The following is a 17,041-nucleotide window of genomic DNA, read 5'->3' as shown; positions in this document are numbered from 1 at the left end:
AGTTTGACATGGTAGTTTTTCTCCACTATAATAACGATATCGAATTATTTCGATTTTTATTTTGATTTGAAAGAAGGATTACTATGTTAAGCTTTATTTTTAAAAGTAAACCTAATTATGTTAATTTTGGCCTCTTAATTTACCGTTTGGCACTTGGTATTTCCATGTTTTATCATGGTTATCTAAAATGGTTAAGTGGTCCTGAAGGCCTTTATAAAGTTGGATCTATGTTGGCTCCATTAGGCGTACCTGGTGGGTATGAAATATTAGGTACTATGGCATCTTGTGCTGAGATGATTGGTGGTATTCTTATTGTTTTAGGTCTATTCACTAGAATTGGATCTCTTATGCTCATCGGTACATTAGCTATGGCAACAACATTGAGTATTAACGGTAGTTTCTTTAGTTGGGATTACCCATCTCAAATGGGCTTTGGTGCTCTTATGTTGTTCTTCGCTGGCGCAGGCCGCTATAGTCTTGATAAAGCTTTATTTAAATAATAATTAGGATAATAGACTCATCGTTTGATGGGTCTTTTATTTGTGTAGCGAGGTTATTATGAATACAAAAACAGTTCCGTTTACAGCCGAACAATTAGAAAATATTATTGCCAAATATCCAACACCATTTCATATTTATGATGAAGAAGGTATCATTGAAAATATGAAATCTTTCATCGATGCATTTTCTTGGAATAAAGGGTTCAAACAATATTTTGCTGTAAAAGCGACACCAAATCCATATATTATGCGTGTATTGCAAAAACTTGGCGTTGGTGCAGATTGTTCTTCCTTAGCAGAGTTAATGCTATGTGAAAAAGTGGGTATTACAGGTCATGATATTATGTTCACATCTAATGACACACCATATGTGGAATATAAAAAAGCACTTGAATTAGGTGCTATCATCAATCTTGATGATATTACTCATATTGAATATTTGGAAAAAAATCATGGTTCTTTGCCTGATACATTCTGCGTACGTTATAACCCAGGCTCCTTAAAAGAAGGCGGCAATACAATTATCGGCCTTCCTGAAGAAGCTAAATATGGTATGACACGTGAACAGATTCTTGAAGCTTATAAACAGTTGCAAGCTAAAGGTGTAAAACACTTTGGTATCCATACAATGGTTGTATCTAACGAGCTTGATATTGATGGCTTAGTTGGCACTGCTGAACTTTGCTTCAATCTAGCAGTAGATATTAAAAATGAACTAGGCATCAATGTTGAGTTTATCGATCTTGGCGGTGGTGTAGGTGTTGCTTATAAACCAGAACAAACACCAGTAGATTTCAATGCACTTAGTAAAGGTGTAGAAGAGGCCTATAATAGAATTCTAGTAGCTAATGGCCTTGGTGATGTAGCATTGGCTTATGAATGTGGCCGTATGGTTACAGGTCCATTTGGTTACTTAGTTTCTACAGCAATTCACAAAAAGGATATTTATCGTCACTACATCGGTTTAGATTCCTGTATGGCAAACCTTATGCGTCCAGCTTTATATGGTTCTTACCACCATATTACTGTAATGGGTAAAGAAAATGCACCTAAGGACCACGTGTACGATGTAACTGGTTCTTTATGTGAAAACAATGATAAATTTGCTATTCAACGTGAGTTGCCAAAAATCGATATTGGCGATCGTATTATCATTCATGATGCTGGTGCGCATGGTCACTCCATGGGATTCAACTATAATGGTAAATTGCGCTCTGCTGAGTTGTTATTGCATAAAGACGGTTCTGTTACACAAATTCGTCGTGCTGAAACATATGATGATTTGTTTGGCACCCTCGATTTCTCTAACCTATAATTTAATATTGAGAATCGAATAGGATGAGAATGAATATTAATAAAAACCTATCAATATATGTAATATATGATATTCTTTTAATTCCTGTATATTTTAGTAGGAATATCTTGCTATCATTTAGATAAGAATGTATAATGATTATAGATTGTTATGCACATACTTGCTAAGTTGGCGAGAATTACGGCGGTATTCACGTTAGTGCGTACCGCCTTTTTATATGTGTCAATATATACGTTTTACATATAATGCTTGTATGTTTCTTATTAATACATACATTATGAGAAGGAGTGAACATTTTGGCTGAATTACTTCAGATAAAAGATTTAAAGGTATCCGTTGAAGGTAAACAAATCTTAAAAGGTATCAACTTAACAATTAATAAAGGTGAAATCCATGTTGTTATGGGTACAAATGGTGCAGGTAAATCTACACTTGCCAATGCTATTATGGGTAACACTACATATACTGTAGATAGCGGATCTATTGTTTTTGATGGTAAAGATATTACGGAAGATGCAGTAAATGATCGTGCGAAAGCAGGTATCTTTATGTCCTTCCAAAATCCAATTTCTATTCCTGGCATTACAGTAGAAAACTTCATCCGTACTGCGAAATCTACAATTACTGGTGAAAATGTACGCGCTTTATCTTTCAAAAAAGAATTGAAAGAAAAAATGGATGAATTATCCTTCGATGTATCTTATGCACAACGTTATGTAAATGAAGGGTTCTCCGGTGGTGAACGCAAGAAAAATGAAATTCTTCAAATGTCCATTTTAAATCCTAAATTGGCTATTCTTGATGAAACAGACTCCGGCCTTGACGTAGATGCGGTTCGTATCGTATCTGAAGGTGTACAACGTTTCCACAACGAAGAAAATGCTGTATTGATCATCACTCACCATAACCAAATCTTGCAAAAATTAAAACCTGATTTTGTTCATGTATTGATCAATGGTAAGATCGTTAAAACTGGTGATGCTTCTCTTGTACGTGAAATCGAAGAAAAAGGTTACGACGCATACAAAGCATTAGCATAGGAGGCACAATGGAAGAAAGAAAGAAAACCCAAGTCGCGGATATGGACCGTGGTGTCTACGATATTAAGAATGACTTTGAATATTCTTATATTTCTGATGCTGGTTTAACAGAAGATATTATCCGTGAAATTTGGTCTAATAAAAATGAACCTGAATGGATGCTTGACTTCCGTTTGAAATCTTTAGAAATCTACAATCGCATGGGTATTCCAAATTGGATTCCCGATATTTCTGGCTTAGATATGGCAAATATCCATACTTATGTTAAGCCAAAAGTAGATATGAAAGAAAATTGGGACGAAGTTCCAGAAGAAATTAAAAGCACTTTTGATCGCTTAGGTATTCCAGAAGCGGAAAAAACATCTCTTGCAGGTGTTGGTGCTCAATATGACTCTGAAGTTGTATACCACAGTATCCAAGAAGATCTTGTTAAACAAGGCGTTATCTATACTGATATCGAAACTGCGCTTCATGAGCATGAAGAAATCGTAAAAAAATACTGGATGACATTGATTCCACCTACAGATCATAAATGGGCTGCTCTTCATGGTGCCGTTTGGTCTGGTGGTTCCTTCGTATATGTTCCCGCAGGTGTACAAGTAGAGATTCCATTGCAATCCTATTTCCGCTTGAATGCACCAGGTGCTGGTCAGTTTGAGCATACTATGATCATCGTAGAAGAAGGGGCTAAATTACACTTCATCGAAGGTTGTTCTGCTCCTAAATACGACGTATCTAACCTTCATGCCGGTGCCGTTGAATTGTTTGTAAAGGATAATGCTACATTGCGTTATTCTACAATTGAAAACTGGTCCAAAAACATGTACAACCTTAACACAAAACGTTGTGTAGTTGGTAAAGGTGGTACTATTGAGTGGGTATCTGGTTCCTTCGGTTCCAAAGTATCTTGCTTGTATCCAATGAGTATCCTTAATGGTGAAGGTGCACATGCTGAATTCACAGGTGTAACATTTGCTGGCGAAGGACAATTCCTTGATACTGGTTGTAAGGTAGTTCATAATGCTCCTTACACAACTAGTAATGTAAACTCTAAATCTATTTCCAAATCCGGTGGTGCTGCTATTTACCGTGGCCTTTTGAAAATTGGCCCTAAAGCAGAACATTCCAAAGCGACTGTATCTTGTGAATCCTTGATGCTTGATGCAGAGTCTCAATCTGATACAATCCCAGCTATTATCGTAGAAAACGATAATGTGGATTTAGGTCATGAAGCTAAAATCGGTCGTATTTCCGACGAAGCGATTTTCTATCTCATGACACGTGGTATTAGCGAAGAAGAAGCTCGTGCAATGCTCGTTCGTGGTTTCGTTGAGCCAATCTCCAAAGAATTACCACTTGAGTATGCTGTAGAAATGAACAATCTAATCAATCTTGAATTAGAAGGTTCTATCGGTTAAGGAGGAATTATGAGCGAATTACTATTTAATGAACTCCCTAGACCGACATTCAGATGGTTGCGTGTTAACCATACTGTAAGCTCTCTAGCTGGAGAAGATACATCTGTACAATCCATCGCGGTAGAAGCGAATCAAAATATACTTTCACCATTGCCTACAGGAACAGCACTGTTAAATGCTAAATATGAAGGTGCTAATAAGGATGCTATTCAAGCATTGGTGGATAATGCAGAAGGTTATGTTATCAATGTTTCTGCTAAGACAAAAGAAGTTGTAGGCATCCGCATTGATGCTAATGCACGTGTAGCTAACCGTTTCCAATTCATCGTTGGTGAAGGGGCAGAACTAGAGGTACAATTCTATGTAACTGGCACTGGTGAAGCTTTAACAAATATTAGTTATCTAAATGAATACGATGTAAAAGAAGGCGGTAAAGTTGTAGTGAAAAAGGTAAATCTTTTACCTGAACATGTACAACATATCGAACATCGTTATACAAAATTGGAAGATAAAGCAGATGTAGAATACATTAATATTGAACTTGGTGGTAGCGAAAATATTTTGAACTACTATCATGATTTAGTAGGTCAAGAATCTCGTATGGTTCATGATATTGCTTATCTTGGCAACGAAGAGCAAAAATTTGATATCTCCATGGTTATGAGTCATGGTGGTAAAAAATCTTTCAGTGATATTCATACATTAGGTGCTCTTAGTGGCAATTCTAAAAAATCTTTCCGTGGTACTCTTGATTTCCTTCATGGTGCAACAGCTTCTGAAGGTGCGGAAGAAGATACTTGCTTATTGTTAGATCCAACTGTAAAATCTGTTTCTTTACCTCTATTATTGTGTAAAGAAGATAATGTAGTTGGTAATCATGCAGCGAGTGCAGGCCAAATTGATCATAATAAATTGTTCTATATCATGAGCCGTGGCTTTAGTGAAGTAGAAGCAAAACATATCATTGTAGAATCTATGATTCGACCTATTATTGATCGCATTGGTGATGAAACGATTGAAGAAGCAGCGTTAGCAGCTGTACGTAATAAAATTTAAAGAGGCGTTTTTATGAGACCAATTGCAGAAGCATACAAAGACTTTCCTATACTACATAAAGAGCATAATGGGCACCGCGTTATCTATTTAGATAGCGGTGCTACTGCACAAATTCCACAGTCCGTAATTGATCGTGTTGTGGAACATATGACACAACGTAATGGTAATCCACATCGTGGCTCTCATATTTTAGCTATTGAAGCATCTGAAGACTATGAAAATGCTCGTGATCGCGTAGTTGAATTTATCAATGCTCGTGAACGTGAAGAAGTTGTATTCACACGTAATAGTACAGAATCTATGAACTTGATTGCTCATAGCTATGGTCTTCATAATGTGAAAAAAGGTGACAAGATTGTCATTACTGTTGCGGAACATCATGCCAATCTTGTAACATGGCAATATGTGACAGAACAAACAGGGGCAACTTTAGAATATATGTACCTTGATGAACATGGGCATTTAAAAGATGGTGAAATCAATAAAATTGATGAAAACACTAAAATTGTTGCCTTTGCTCATGTTAGCAATGTGCTTGGTATGGAATTCCCTGTAAAAGAATTAACTGAAAAAGCGCATTCTGTAGGTGCTGTAGTAGTCCTCGATGGTGCTCAATCTACACCTCATAAAAAAATTGATGTCCAAGAATTAGATTGTGATTTCTTCGTATTCTCTGGCCATAAAATGTGTGCATCTCAAGGTATTGGTGTACTCTATGGTAAACGTGAGTTATTAGAAGCTATGCCACCATTCCTATTGGGTGGGGACATGATTGAATATGTAAAAGAACAAACTGCTACATTCAATGAGCTTCCATATAAATTCGAAGCTGGTACTCCAAATGCTGATGGTGCCGTTTCCTTGCATGCAGCTATTGATTATTTAGAATCCTTTGGCATGGATGCTATTGAAGCTTATGAAGAGGAACTTGTAGCATATATTCTTCCTAAGATTGTTGCATTGCCACATGTTCACGTAATTGGCTCTCAAAATCCTAAGGAAAAACACGGCGTAATTGCATTTACAGTAGATGATGTACATCCTCATGATGTAGCTACAATTTTGGATTCTAAGGGCATTTGTGTTCGTTCCGGTCACCACTGTGCACAACCATTAGGTGCATTCTACAACGTATCTGCATCCACTCGTCTAAGTATGTACTTATATACTCGTAAGGAAGATCTAGATGCATTCCTTGAAGTATTAAAGACAGTTCGTTCAGTAATGGGTTTTAAAGATTAGGAGATTTACCATCAATGGAAATGGATCAATTATATACGGAACTTATTTTGGAACATAACCAAGATAAGCGTAATAAACATGAATTAGCTCATTTTACAAATTCTGAGCATGGCCATAACCCAAGTTGTGGTGATGACCTAACATTGCAACTCAATGTGGAAAATGGCATTATTAAAGATGCTGCATACACAGGCTCTGGTTGTGCTATCAGTCAAGCATCTGCATCTATGATGATTGATATCATCAAGGGCAAATCCGTTGAGGAAGCTCTTCGTTTGGTAGAAGTTTTCTTAGGTATGATCAAAAAAGAGATTACCGATGAAAATGAGTTAGAAGAATTAGAAGATGCTATGGCACTACAAAATATTTCTAACATGCCAGCACGTGTTAAATGTGCAGTTCTTGCATGGCATACATTGAAAGAGGCTTTAAAGAAATAATATGAAGAAAACGATATTATTTGATTTAGATGGAACTTTAACTGATTCTCAAGAAGGTATTCTTAAAAGCATTAAATTTGCATTGGAACATTTTGGTTATGATGTACCTGATGAAGAAACACTACAATTATTCTTAGGACCACCATTGGTAGATGCGTTCCAAGAACATTGTGGTATGACCTTTGAGCAATCGGAAGAAACATACTTTAAATTCCGTGAACGGTATGGTACAATCGGTAAATTTGAAAATCAAGTATATCCGAATATTGTAGACTTATTGGCTAAATGCAAAACTGAACAATACACCATAGCTGTTGCTACAGCTAAACCAGAACATTATGCTAAGGATATTTTAGACCATTTTGAATTGACACCATATTTTGATGTCATTGTTGGTGCAAATTATGAATCTGGTTTATTACATAAGAAAGAGATACTTGAAAAAGCTCTTAAACTTTGTGGCAATCCTTTAACTGATGACAATGGTCGTCGTTTGGCCTTTATGGTAGGTGATCGTAAGTATGATGTAGAGGCAGCTAATGAACTTGGATGTATCTCTATTGGTGTTACCTATGGTTATGGTACAGAAGCTGAACTAAAAGAAGCCGATGCAGAGTACATCTGTGATGACGTTGATGAAATTGCTGATGTTCTGGACCTTGAAGAAATGATGGTTCGTAGATAAGCTATTTTAAATAAAATATCAACCTTAAAAGGGCTAGAGGAATTTCCTCTAGCCCTTTGGCATCCATCTAAAAAGGACTAACCAATAGGTTAGTCCTTTTGTGTTATTTTTTTAGGCCGCTTTTTTTAGCTAATGTTTTGATAACCTTAGCACTTTGTTTTTTCAATTTGCCGCCTGTTTGTTTGAGTTGAATACGTGTACGAGAAACACGACCAAGTGTAGTAATCTTTGTTTTGCGACGTGGCTTCATATCGCGCTCGTTACCAAAGTCGCCACGTTGTACACTTGTTGCTTTTACCTTTTCTGCTCTGAAAGATTTACGCAACGCTTTCATAATTAATGTGAGCGGTAAGGATTGCTCAAAAGAATACAAATCAACAGCCACATAGCCTAGAGCAGGATACGTGTGCAATGTAAAGTGAAAGCCTGGTGCAACAGATAGGAGGGCGATCTCCTCGTCCATAACTTGACAACTGATTTCATCAACATCAAGGTCAGCTAAATCAAATGCGGTTGCTACACTTTCTTGTACAGCTGTAGCGGATGAGATTGCATCTTCATCGCAGGAATATAAATCAATTAACAGTTCTTGTCCTAATGCTTCTGCCATAACAACACCTTCTTTCATAAAAATATATCTCATTTATTATACCTATAATTTAAGATTAAGTCCAATTATAGGGGGATGTATTAAAAGGTCAAATGTATAGTATAGAAATTTGACCTTTATATTGACTAAAGTCAAAAAGTCAAATATAATAGATGTATGTAAAAAGCAAATAGTCAAAATATATATTAAATAAAATGTTAAAGAGGTGTTTTTTATGAGTATGATAGCTGATAAAATAGAAAAGTTTATATTGGATCGTATGCGTGAAGAACAAGAGAAATTAATTTTAAAGCGTAACGAATTAGCCGATGAGTTAGATTGTGCACCTTCGCAAATTAGTTATGTTCTAAGTACGCGATTTTCCAATGAGCGTGGGTTTGATGTTGAATCAAGACGTGGATTAGGTGGATATATTCGAATCACAAAATTAAATCCAGAAAGTTCTGATTCTCTACCAGCTGTAACAACCTATCGTATTTATGAAGGTCAAAATACAGTAGATCGTTTAATTGATATAAAAGATGTAGACCAATCATTATTTCAATTACTACAAGCAGAAAAAATTACTCGTCGTGAGGCTCAATTGATGCATAATTCTTTTGCTACATTGATTGAAAATACGGATATTGAACATCGAAATAATGCAATTCGTGAGCTATACGCAACAATGGTGGATACACTACGGAAGGAGTGATGATCAGTGATATGTGATCATTGCCATAAAAATGAAGCTACTATCCATATGACAAATATTGTAAATAATCAGAAAACGGAACAACATTTGTGCAATACTTGTGCTACAGCACTACAACAAGAGGGAAAATTATCTCCCTATAGTTCCTTTATGAATGATATGTGGGATGATAGCTTTTTTACCAATGATTTCTTTAAAAATATGGTCTATCCTGATAATTTATTAAAATCTCATCAATCTAAACGGTGTCCTCAATGTGGTATTACCTATGATGAGTTTAATCGGGTAGGCAAGTTTGGTTGTGATACATGCTATGAAACTTTTGCTAGTGAAATAAAACCGTTATTACAACGTTTGCAAGGTAGTTCTGAATATGAAGGGTCAGTTCCTAGTCATGGTAATAATGTGTTTAAAGCTAAGTATGAAGTTAAACAATTGCGTAATCAATTAGAGATGGCAATTCAAGCAGAGAAATTTGAAGATGCAGCTATCTTAAGAGATAAAATAAAAGAATTAGAAGCCATCATTGGTGGCAATAAAGAATAGGAGGTTCTTATTATGTTAGATACTATATTAGACTCTCCTTTAAGTTCATGGCTACAACTCGATACGGACGCAACGGATCATATTGTGATTTCTAGTCGGATTCGATTAGCAAGAAACTTTGATGGTGTGCTTTTTACAAATCGAAATGATATGTCGTCATTAGAAAAAGTAAATTCTTTTTCTAGAAGTTTGCTTAAACCCCTAAAAGACGTAGATGGACATCAATATTCTAATATTAACCTAGAGCAATTAAGTGAACGTGATCGGGCTATATTAGTGGAAAAACATTTGATGAGCCCTGCTTTAGAGGAAAAACTACCGTACCGCAACTTAGTGGTTTCTGACGATGCATCAATTGTGATTATGGTAAATGAAGAAGATCATTTGCGAATTCAATCTATGGCTTCTGGACTTCAATTGCAACAGGCCTATGACCATGCAGTGCAAATTGATAAGGCTATCGAGGCAAAGCATCCCTATGCTTTTGATGAACGCTTTGGCTATTTGACGGCATGCCCTACAAATGTAGGAACCGGATTAAGAGCATCTGTCATGCTACATTTGCCTGCATTAACTATGTCTGGTCGAATTACACGACTCATTCGCAGCATCATTCAATTAGGATACTCTGTACGAGGTCTGTACGGCGAAGGCTCAGAGGCTTTAGGCGCTATATACCAAATTTCCAATCAACGTACGATGGGGATAAGTGAAGAAGCAACGATTGAGCAATTAAGCAAGATTGTAGAAGGAATAATTGCGGAAGAGCGTAAATCTCGTCAGTTATTATTACATAATGATAAAGAAGGTTTAGAAGATGTGTTATGGCGCTCCTATGGAGTTCTACAGAATGCACGCCGTGTAAATGGTAAAGAGGCTTTAACAAAGCTTAGTGATATCCAGTTAGGCGTTGACTTAAATATTTTACCTCAATGGGGTAAGGATTCCTTTAATGAGCTGATTGCTATAACTAGACCTAATTTCCTTTCAAAGTATGCAGGAAATGATAATCTAACAGATATCGAGCGTGATAGCTATCGAGCTAAAGTAATACGTCAAAAACTTTCAAAATAGTATATATTTCACAAATACTCAATTGATATTCCAATGGTGTTTCCCACCATTGTTCACATATATTTGAAGAGATACAATTACAATTTACATAGATAGAAGAGGTGATATTATGATGCAACGATTTACAGATGATGCACAGCGTGTCCTTTCTTTTGCTCAAGAAGCTGCATTGGAGTTGGGACATGACTATGTAGGCACTGAACATGTACTCATCGGGCTGACAAAGGTTAAAAATGGTGTTGCGGCTAAGGCCTTAGAAGAGCTTGGTATAGTTACAGAAGATATTTTTGAAGCTGTAGAAGAGCAAGTGGGGCGCGGTAATAAAAAAGCAACATCTATATATATGACGCCACGTGTTAAACATGTACTTGAGTTAGCTGTTCAAGTAGCTAACCGCATGAATCATAACTACGTTGGTACTGAGCATATTCTACTCGGTTTACTCAGCGATGGCGGTGGTGTTGCAGTTGGAATTTTACGGGCTATGAATATTCGTACCGACGATATAGTAGAAGCGATTCGTCATATTCTGGGCTCTAGTAGTAATGGTGATGATGGTAGACAAGAAGGAGCGAATAACAATGGCGATTTAGGTGACTTAACCGATTTTGCTACAGATTTAAATGAATCTGCGAAACAAGGTAAAATTGATCCTGTTATTGGTCGCGATACAGAAATTCAACGAGTTATTCAAATTCTTAGCCGTAGAACTAAAAATAATCCAGTTCTCATTGGTGAACCTGGTGTAGGTAAAACAGCCATTGCCGAAGGTTTGGCTCAGCGTATTGTTACTGGTAATGTACCGGAGATTTTACGGAATAAGAGAATTATTTCCCTTAGCATTGGTTCTATGCTTGCTGGTGCAAAATACCGTGGCGAATTTGAAGAACGATTAAAAAAAGCGATTGATGAAGTACAACAACATGATGACATGATTATCTTTATTGATGAAATCCATACTTTAGTTGGTGCCGGTGCCACTGAAGGGGCCATGGATGCAGCGAACATCTTGAAACCAGCTTTGGCACGCGGTGAATTCCAAGTTATTGGTGCTACAACCCTTGATGAATATAAAAAGCATATTGAAAAGGATGCCGCTTTAGAGCGTCGTTTCCAACCTGTTCAAGTAGGAGAACCTAACGAAGAGGATGCTCTTGAAATTCTAAAAGGCTTACGAGATCGCTATGAAGCGTTCCATAAGGCTAAAATAACGGATGAAGCTTTAAAAGCAGCTGTTACCTTATCCAGTAGATATATTACAGATCGTTTCTTGCCTGATAAGGCTATCGATGTGGTTGATGAGGCTGCATCTAAGGTCCGCATGAAAGTATTTTCTGCAGCACCAGATGTTAAGGCCTTAGAAGACCGACTCAATACAGTAAAGAAAGAAAAAGAAGCTGCTGTTACATCACAAGATTTTGAGAAGGCTGCTAAACTTCGTGACGAGGAGCAATCTTTAGTTAAAGAAATTGATGATAAAAAATCTGTAGCAAAAGAAGAAAGTGAGCAAAAGTTAGTAGTTACGGAAGACGATATAGCAGCAGTCGTGGCACAATGGACGGGAATTCCAGTGGCTAAAATAGCAGACGAAGAATCCCAAACTTTACTCCATTTGGAAGAAGAGCTTCATAAACGTGTAGTAGGTCAAGATGATGCTGTTACTGCTGTAGCTAAAGCTGTGCGCCGTGCAAGGGCTGGATTAAAGGATCCGAAACGTCCTATTGGTTCATTCTTATTCTTAGGTCCCACAGGGGTAGGTAAAACTGAACTAGCAAGAGCACTTGCGTCCTCCTTGTTCGGCGATGAATCTGCTATGATTCGACTTGATATGTCAGAATATATGGAAAAGCATACTGTATCACGCTTAGTTGGTGCCCCTCCAGGCTATGTGGGCTATGAAGAAGGCGGTCAACTAACAGATGCGGTGCGTCGTAAACCATATAGTGTTATTCTTCTCGATGAAGTAGAGAAAGCACATGCAGATTTCTTTAATATCTTGTTACAAGTTCTTGATGATGGTCGCCTTACTGATAGTCAAGGTAGAACTGTAGATTTTAGAAATACAGTTATCATCATGACGAGTAACTTAGGTGCTAAAGCTTTACATAAGAACTCTTCAGAGCTTGGATTCTTAGCTCCTAAAAAATCTGAATCTTCTACAAATCAATCTAATAGTATAGATTTTAAAGAAGCTAAGAAATCTGTTATGGATGCTGTAAAACGTCATTTCAGACCTGAGTTTTTAAATCGTATTGATGAAATGATTGTATTCCGGCCATTAACTGAAGAGGACTTAAAACACATTGTCTCTATCTTGATGAGTGATGTTACAAAACGCCTTAAAGAGCGTGAGCTTCAATTAGAAATCACATCTGAGGCGATGCAATTACTCGTTAAGGAAGGTTCTGATTTTACAATGGGGGCTCGACCACTAAAACGAGCTATTCAACGATTAATTGAGGACCCTGTATCAGACCTTATTTTGAAAGGAGATGTTACAGAAGGAAAAACTATAAAAGTAGATGTCAAGGATAACGAGATTGTTGTCAGCGTATAAAAAATATAAAATATACAGTTAATAACTTTCATATAAAAAATATGGGTTAAATGGTATACTATAGAATGATGATAGTTAACCATGTAGTAAAATTATGCATAAAAGGTCATGAATGGTTATCATTCATGACCTTTCTTTTCTTATTAAAATATTTTGAGGCATTATGGGAAAAGCAAAATCAGTATTCTTCTGTCAAAATTGTGGGGCTGAGTCTTCTAAGTGGATGGGCCGATGCCCACAATGTGGCGAATGGAATACATTAGTTGAAGAAATTATTAAAGAAACTAAACATAGCCGTACACCTTCCCGAGGTGTGGGAAATCAAACAACAAAACCAACAGCTTTACCAGATATTGAAATTTCATCTCTCGCTCGTGTATCTACAACCTTTGGTGAAATCGACCGCGTATTAGGTGGTGGGATTGTTCCTGGGGCTCTTATGCTCTTAGGTGGTGATCCTGGTATAGGCAAGTCTACACTACTTCTTCAAGTATCTCAAAAGGTGGCCGATACTGTAGGGACAGTTCTCTATGCATCAGGGGAAGAGTCTCAGTTACAACTTAAGCTTAGGGCAGAACGATTACATATCAATAGTGAACGATTACAAGTTATTGCAGATACAGATTTAGATCATATACTTGAGCAAGCTGATACAATGATGCCATCCTTACTTGTCATTGATTCTATTCAAACTATGTATACTGGTGATATTGATGCTGCTCCAGGCAGTGTTAGTCAAGTTCGAGAATGTACATCTCGACTCCTTCGATTTTGTAAAGAACGCAATATTCCTACGGTAATTATTGGACATGTTACTAAGGAAGGTAATATTGCAGGGCCCCGTATGTTAGAACATATGGTGGATGTAGTACTTTACTTTGAAGGTGAACGGTCTTACCAATTCCGTATTTTGCGCTCAATTAAGAATCGTTTTGGATCTACATCTGAAACAGGTATTTTTGCCATGGTTGAGGAAGGGTTACAAGAGTTATCTAATCCATCAGCTTCCTTATTGGCAGAACGATCTGATGAGGAAAGCGGCAGCGCCGTTATGATTTATCTTGAAGGGGTTAGGCCTATCCTTGTAGAGGTACAAAGCCTTGTTGTTACGACTGCTTTTGGTATGCCTAGAAGAACTGCAATCGGTTATGACCTTAATCGTTTAATAGTACTTTTGGCAGTATTAGAAAAACGTTGTGGTTTTACGTTAGGTAATAAGGATGTGTACGTTAACGTTATTGGTGGTCTCAAGGTTAATGAACCGGCTTGTGACTTGTCTATGGCCGTTGCTATTGTATCTAATTTAAAAAATCGTATTGTTCCTACCGATATGGTCATTTTAGGTGAAGTAGGGCTCACTGGTAATGTTCGTAGCATTCCACGTATTGAACAGCGTATCAATGAAGCTAAGAAATTAGGCTTTAAAAAGTTTATTATTCCTGAAGGCAATTATAAACAAATCAAGGATAATGATAGTTCTATCAAGATTAGAGGCGTTAAATCTATTCAAGAGGCAATGCAGTTGGTATTTTCTTAATTAGGAGGTGATGTAATGATTTATCGGATATTGCGCTATGTAATAGCTATTCTTGTGGGCACAGCGGCCTATGTTGGAATGGATAGCTTAGCACCTATTATCGACCCATATTTGGTATCTCAATTTGAGTCCTTTGGGGATATGTCATTAACCATTGCACGTATTTCAGTATTGATTTTTGGTACTCTATTAGGCGTTATTATTGGGTATTTAATTTCTTCATTTATTTTAAAGCAAGGCTTAGTCATTGCTAAACGTTTAGAACGCATTCTTACTCATATTCCAAATCAAGAATTGATTGCAGGCACCATCGGTTTATTATTCGGTCTTATTATTGCAAATTTAATTGGTGTTGCATTCAATCAAGTACCTATTATAGGACCTTATATTCCTATTATATTGAGTGCTATCTTTGGATATAGTGGCCTTAAAATTATGGCTCGTAAAGGCCCTGAAATGTACAATAACTATGTACAACAATGGAGTGGAGAAGGCCCTAAAAAAACAAGTCGTTTTAAAATGTTCTCTACTCATAAATCTGATAAAACTACGAGCACACCAAAACTACTAGATACATCTGTTATTATTGATGGACGTATTAAGGAACTATGTAATACAGGATTTATTGAAGGCCCTCTAATGGTTCCCCTCTTTGTATTGAATGAGTTACAAATTATTTCTGACTCTGCTGATGCTACAAAGAGAAATCGCGGTCGTCGTGGCCTCGATATTTTGAAAGAGATGCAAGATGCTAACAAGGTAGCCATTGAAGTGATAGAAGATGATTATGATGATCTTACAGAAGTAGATTCTAAATTAATGCGTCTTGCTTTGGATAAGCAGTGGAAGTTGATGACTAATGACTTCAACTTAAATAAGGTGGCTCGAGTGCAAGGCATTGAGGTGCTTAATCTGAATGAACTAGCCAATGTACTGAAACCGGCCCTCATTGCAGGCGAATGGATTCGCGTGCAAATTATGAAAGAAGGCAAGGAAGTACACCAAGGTGTTGCTTATCTCGATGATGGTACCATGATTGTTGTTGAAGATGGTAAACCTTATGTGGGGCAAACTGTAGAGGTAATGGTTACATCCATATTACAAACTAGTGCAGGTCGCATGATCTTTGCTCGTGTAGATGGAGGACAAAATGGACAAGGTAATTAGTTGTATTGTTCTCGCCGCTGGTGCGGGGCGCCGCATGGGGTATAAAGAAAATAAGATATTTATCCCTTTAGGACGATTCTCTATCATTCAGCGTACATTGCAAAATGTGGCAAATATTGAAGGTTTGAAAGAGATTATTCTTGTTGTAGCCGAAGGCGAACAAGAATATATGACAAAACATATTCAAGAGTTGGATTTGTCTGTTCCAGTTCATATAGTGCTGGGTGGAAAAGAGCGTCAAGACTCTGTAGCATGTGGCCTTAAAACTGTATCAGAAGAAACCAATATTGTCCTTGTTCATGATGGAGCGCGACCATTAGCCTCTACAGAAATGTTTAATAATGTTGCTGACTCGGCTAATACCTATGGTGCTGCTACAGTAGGTGTTCCGGCTACAGATACCATTAAACGAGTTGATACAGACCATAATGTTCTAGAAACATTACAGCGTAGTGAGCTATACCAAATTCAAACGCCACAAGGCTTTCAAAAAGAATTATTTGTAGAGGCTCATCAAGCGGCATATGAAACTAAGTATCTTGGTACTGATGATGTATCACTAGTTGAGTATGTAGGTAAACCTGTACATATAGTTGAAGGGGATTATTGTAATATTAAAGTGACAACACCAAATGATATTGCAGTAGCTAAGCGATATTTAGAAATTGAGGATACACGTATGCGCGTTGGATTTGGTTATGATATTCATCAATTAAAAGCAGGTCGCCCATGTATTCTTGGCGGTGTTCATATCGAATCTGAACTCGGCCCTGATGGGCATTCCGATGCGGATGTTCTTATTCATGCATTGATGGATGCTATGCTAGGTGCTGCAGGTCTACGAGATATTGGATATTATTTCCCACCTGAAGATGACCAGTATAAAGGGATTTCTAGCATGCTTTTACTAGAAAAGGTTAATTCCTTATTGAAAGAACGTGGGTTACAAGCCTATAATATAGATATTATGGTTATTTCAGAGACACCTAAGTTAAAGCCACACATCGATACGATGAAGGCTAACTTACAATCTGTTTTAGAAATACCATTAGAACGTATTAGTATTAAAGCGACAACAAATGAAATGCTTGGGGCCATCGGGCGCCGTGAAGGCATTGCTGCACAAGCTGTCGTTTCTGTATATGAAGGAGAGGTATAAT

16 protein-coding genes are annotated in these 17,041 nt (G+C 37.2%); 15 read left to right on the top strand and 1 reads right to left on the bottom strand.

The window, feature by feature from the left end:
• Window positions 1-83: 83 nt before the first annotated feature.
• From O3607_RS02105 to O3607_RS02070, 8 genes are all read left to right on the top strand, one after another.
• Window positions 84-500 carry a DoxX family protein gene (locus tag O3607_RS02105; protein ID WP_024066583.1) on the top strand — a complete coding sequence of 139 codons (417 nt, stop codon included), beginning with the start codon at window positions 84-86 and terminating at the stop codon, window positions 498-500.
• 58 nt (window positions 501-558) lie between these two features.
• A complete protein-coding gene (locus tag O3607_RS02100; protein ID WP_371443233.1) occupies window positions 559-1,815 on the top strand; it encodes a diaminopimelate decarboxylase in 1,257 nt (418 codons plus the stop codon).
• Between the two features lie 296 nt (window positions 1,816-2,111).
• On the top strand, window positions 2,112-2,855 hold the full coding sequence (sufC, locus tag O3607_RS02095) for a Fe-S cluster assembly ATPase SufC (protein ID WP_105093857.1): 744 nt from the start codon (window positions 2,112-2,114) through the stop codon (window positions 2,853-2,855).
• Between the two features lie 8 nt (window positions 2,856-2,863).
• Window positions 2,864-4,273 (top strand): Fe-S cluster assembly protein SufB, encoded by a 1,410-nt coding sequence (gene sufB, locus O3607_RS02090; protein WP_060924274.1) that lies wholly within the window; start codon window positions 2,864-2,866, stop codon window positions 4,271-4,273.
• Between the two features lie 9 nt (window positions 4,274-4,282).
• On the top strand, window positions 4,283-5,329 hold the full coding sequence (locus O3607_RS02085) for a SufD family Fe-S cluster assembly protein (protein ID WP_371443232.1): 1,047 nt from the start codon (window positions 4,283-4,285) through the stop codon (window positions 5,327-5,329).
• 12 nt (window positions 5,330-5,341) lie between these two features.
• Window positions 5,342-6,571, top strand: coding sequence for a SufS family cysteine desulfurase (locus O3607_RS02080; RefSeq protein ID WP_005386375.1), 1,230 nt, complete (start codon window positions 5,342-5,344; stop codon window positions 6,569-6,571).
• 14 nt (window positions 6,572-6,585) lie between these two features.
• Entirely contained in the window at window positions 6,586-7,011 is a 426-nt protein-coding gene (gene sufU, locus O3607_RS02075; protein WP_005386377.1) for a Fe-S cluster assembly sulfur transfer protein SufU, read from the top strand.
• Between the two features lies 1 nt (window position 7,012).
• A complete protein-coding gene (locus O3607_RS02070) occupies window positions 7,013-7,696 on the top strand; it encodes an HAD hydrolase-like protein (protein ID WP_308518847.1) in 684 nt (227 codons plus the stop codon).
• 103 nt (window positions 7,697-7,799) lie between these two features.
• On the opposite strand, the gene O3607_RS02065 is transcribed toward O3607_RS02070, so the two are convergent.
• Complete coding sequence (locus tag O3607_RS02065) at window positions 7,800-8,306, bottom strand: S-adenosylmethionine decarboxylase family protein (RefSeq protein ID WP_005386379.1); 507 nt, start codon at window positions 8,304-8,306, stop codon at window positions 7,800-7,802.
• Between the two features lie 214 nt (window positions 8,307-8,520).
• Between O3607_RS02065 and O3607_RS02060 the strand changes: the two genes are divergently transcribed.
• The 7 genes from O3607_RS02060 to ispD all read left to right on the top strand — a co-directional run bounded on the left by O3607_RS02060 (window position 8,521) and on the right by ispD (window position 17,040).
• Window positions 8,521-9,000 carry a CtsR family transcriptional regulator gene (locus O3607_RS02060; protein WP_024065767.1) on the top strand — a complete coding sequence of 160 codons (480 nt, stop codon included), beginning with the start codon at window positions 8,521-8,523 and terminating at the stop codon, window positions 8,998-9,000.
• A 48-nt stretch (window positions 9,001-9,048) separates the two neighbouring features.
• Window positions 9,049-9,546, top strand: a complete 498-nt coding sequence (locus O3607_RS02055) for a UvrB/UvrC motif-containing protein (RefSeq protein ID WP_241567122.1) — start codon at window positions 9,049-9,051, stop codon at window positions 9,544-9,546.
• A 12-nt stretch (window positions 9,547-9,558) separates the two neighbouring features.
• Window positions 9,559-10,620 (top strand): protein arginine kinase, encoded by a 1,062-nt coding sequence (locus tag O3607_RS02050; protein ID WP_371443231.1) that lies wholly within the window; start codon window positions 9,559-9,561, stop codon window positions 10,618-10,620.
• Between the two features lie 109 nt (window positions 10,621-10,729).
• Window positions 10,730-13,177: an ATP-dependent Clp protease ATP-binding subunit gene (locus O3607_RS02045; RefSeq protein WP_005386386.1), complete on the top strand. Its 2,448-nt coding sequence runs from the start codon at window positions 10,730-10,732 to the stop codon at window positions 13,175-13,177.
• A gap of 163 nt (window positions 13,178-13,340) precedes the next feature.
• On the top strand, window positions 13,341-14,714 hold the full coding sequence (gene radA / locus O3607_RS02040; protein WP_005386387.1) for a DNA repair protein RadA: 1,374 nt from the start codon (window positions 13,341-13,343) through the stop codon (window positions 14,712-14,714).
• 15 nt (window positions 14,715-14,729) lie between these two features.
• A complete protein-coding gene (locus O3607_RS02035; RefSeq protein WP_005386389.1) occupies window positions 14,730-15,881 on the top strand; it encodes a PIN/TRAM domain-containing protein in 1,152 nt (383 codons plus the stop codon).
• Complete coding sequence (gene ispD, locus O3607_RS02030) at window positions 15,865-17,040, top strand: 2-C-methyl-D-erythritol 4-phosphate cytidylyltransferase (protein ID WP_039969150.1); 1,176 nt, start codon at window positions 15,865-15,867, stop codon at window positions 17,038-17,040. The genes O3607_RS02035 and ispD overlap by 17 nt, the downstream gene beginning before the upstream one ends.
• Window position 17,041 lies beyond the last annotated feature (1 nt).

This window comes from Veillonella sp. 20925_1_51 (assembly GCF_041431445.1).
GTDB classification, from domain to species: Bacteria; Bacillota; Negativicutes; order Veillonellales; family Veillonellaceae; genus Veillonella; species Veillonella nakazawae.
The sequence above is the reverse complement of the archived record's forward strand: the minus strand, read 5'-3'. Positions and strand labels throughout refer to the sequence as shown.

Excerpts from the sequence above, each read along its gene's own strand:
- radA (WP_005386387.1), top strand. The coding sequence starts at position 13,341 with ATGGGAAAAGCAAAATCAGTATTCTTCTGTCAAAATTGTGGGGCTGAG.
- O3607_RS02070 (WP_308518847.1), top strand. The coding sequence starts at position 7,013 with ATGAAGAAAACGATATTATTTGATTTAGATGGAACTTTAACTGATTCT.
- O3607_RS02045 (WP_005386386.1), top strand. The coding sequence starts at position 10,730 with ATGATGCAACGATTTACAGATGATGCACAGCGTGTCCTTTCTTTTGCT.
- sufU (WP_005386377.1), top strand. The coding sequence starts at position 6,586 with ATGGAAATGGATCAATTATATACGGAACTTATTTTGGAACATAACCAA.
- O3607_RS02085 (WP_371443232.1), top strand. The coding sequence starts at position 4,283 with ATGAGCGAATTACTATTTAATGAACTCCCTAGACCGACATTCAGATGG.
- O3607_RS02050 (WP_371443231.1), top strand. The coding sequence starts at position 9,559 with ATGTTAGATACTATATTAGACTCTCCTTTAAGTTCATGGCTACAACTC.
- O3607_RS02100 (WP_371443233.1), top strand. The coding sequence starts at position 559 with ATGAATACAAAAACAGTTCCGTTTACAGCCGAACAATTAGAAAATATT.
- O3607_RS02080 (WP_005386375.1), top strand. The coding sequence starts at position 5,342 with ATGAGACCAATTGCAGAAGCATACAAAGACTTTCCTATACTACATAAA.
- O3607_RS02060 (WP_024065767.1), top strand. The coding sequence starts at position 8,521 with ATGAGTATGATAGCTGATAAAATAGAAAAGTTTATATTGGATCGTATG.
- O3607_RS02055 (WP_241567122.1), top strand. The coding sequence starts at position 9,049 with ATGACAAATATTGTAAATAATCAGAAAACGGAACAACATTTGTGCAAT.
- O3607_RS02065 (WP_005386379.1), bottom strand. The coding sequence starts at position 8,306 with ATGGCAGAAGCATTAGGACAAGAACTGTTAATTGATTTATATTCCTGC.
- sufB (WP_060924274.1), top strand. The coding sequence starts at position 2,864 with ATGGAAGAAAGAAAGAAAACCCAAGTCGCGGATATGGACCGTGGTGTC.
- O3607_RS02035 (WP_005386389.1), top strand. The coding sequence starts at position 14,730 with ATGATTTATCGGATATTGCGCTATGTAATAGCTATTCTTGTGGGCACA.
- O3607_RS02105 (WP_024066583.1), top strand. The coding sequence starts at position 84 with ATGTTAAGCTTTATTTTTAAAAGTAAACCTAATTATGTTAATTTTGGC.
- ispD (WP_039969150.1), top strand. The coding sequence starts at position 15,865 with ATGGACAAGGTAATTAGTTGTATTGTTCTCGCCGCTGGTGCGGGGCGC.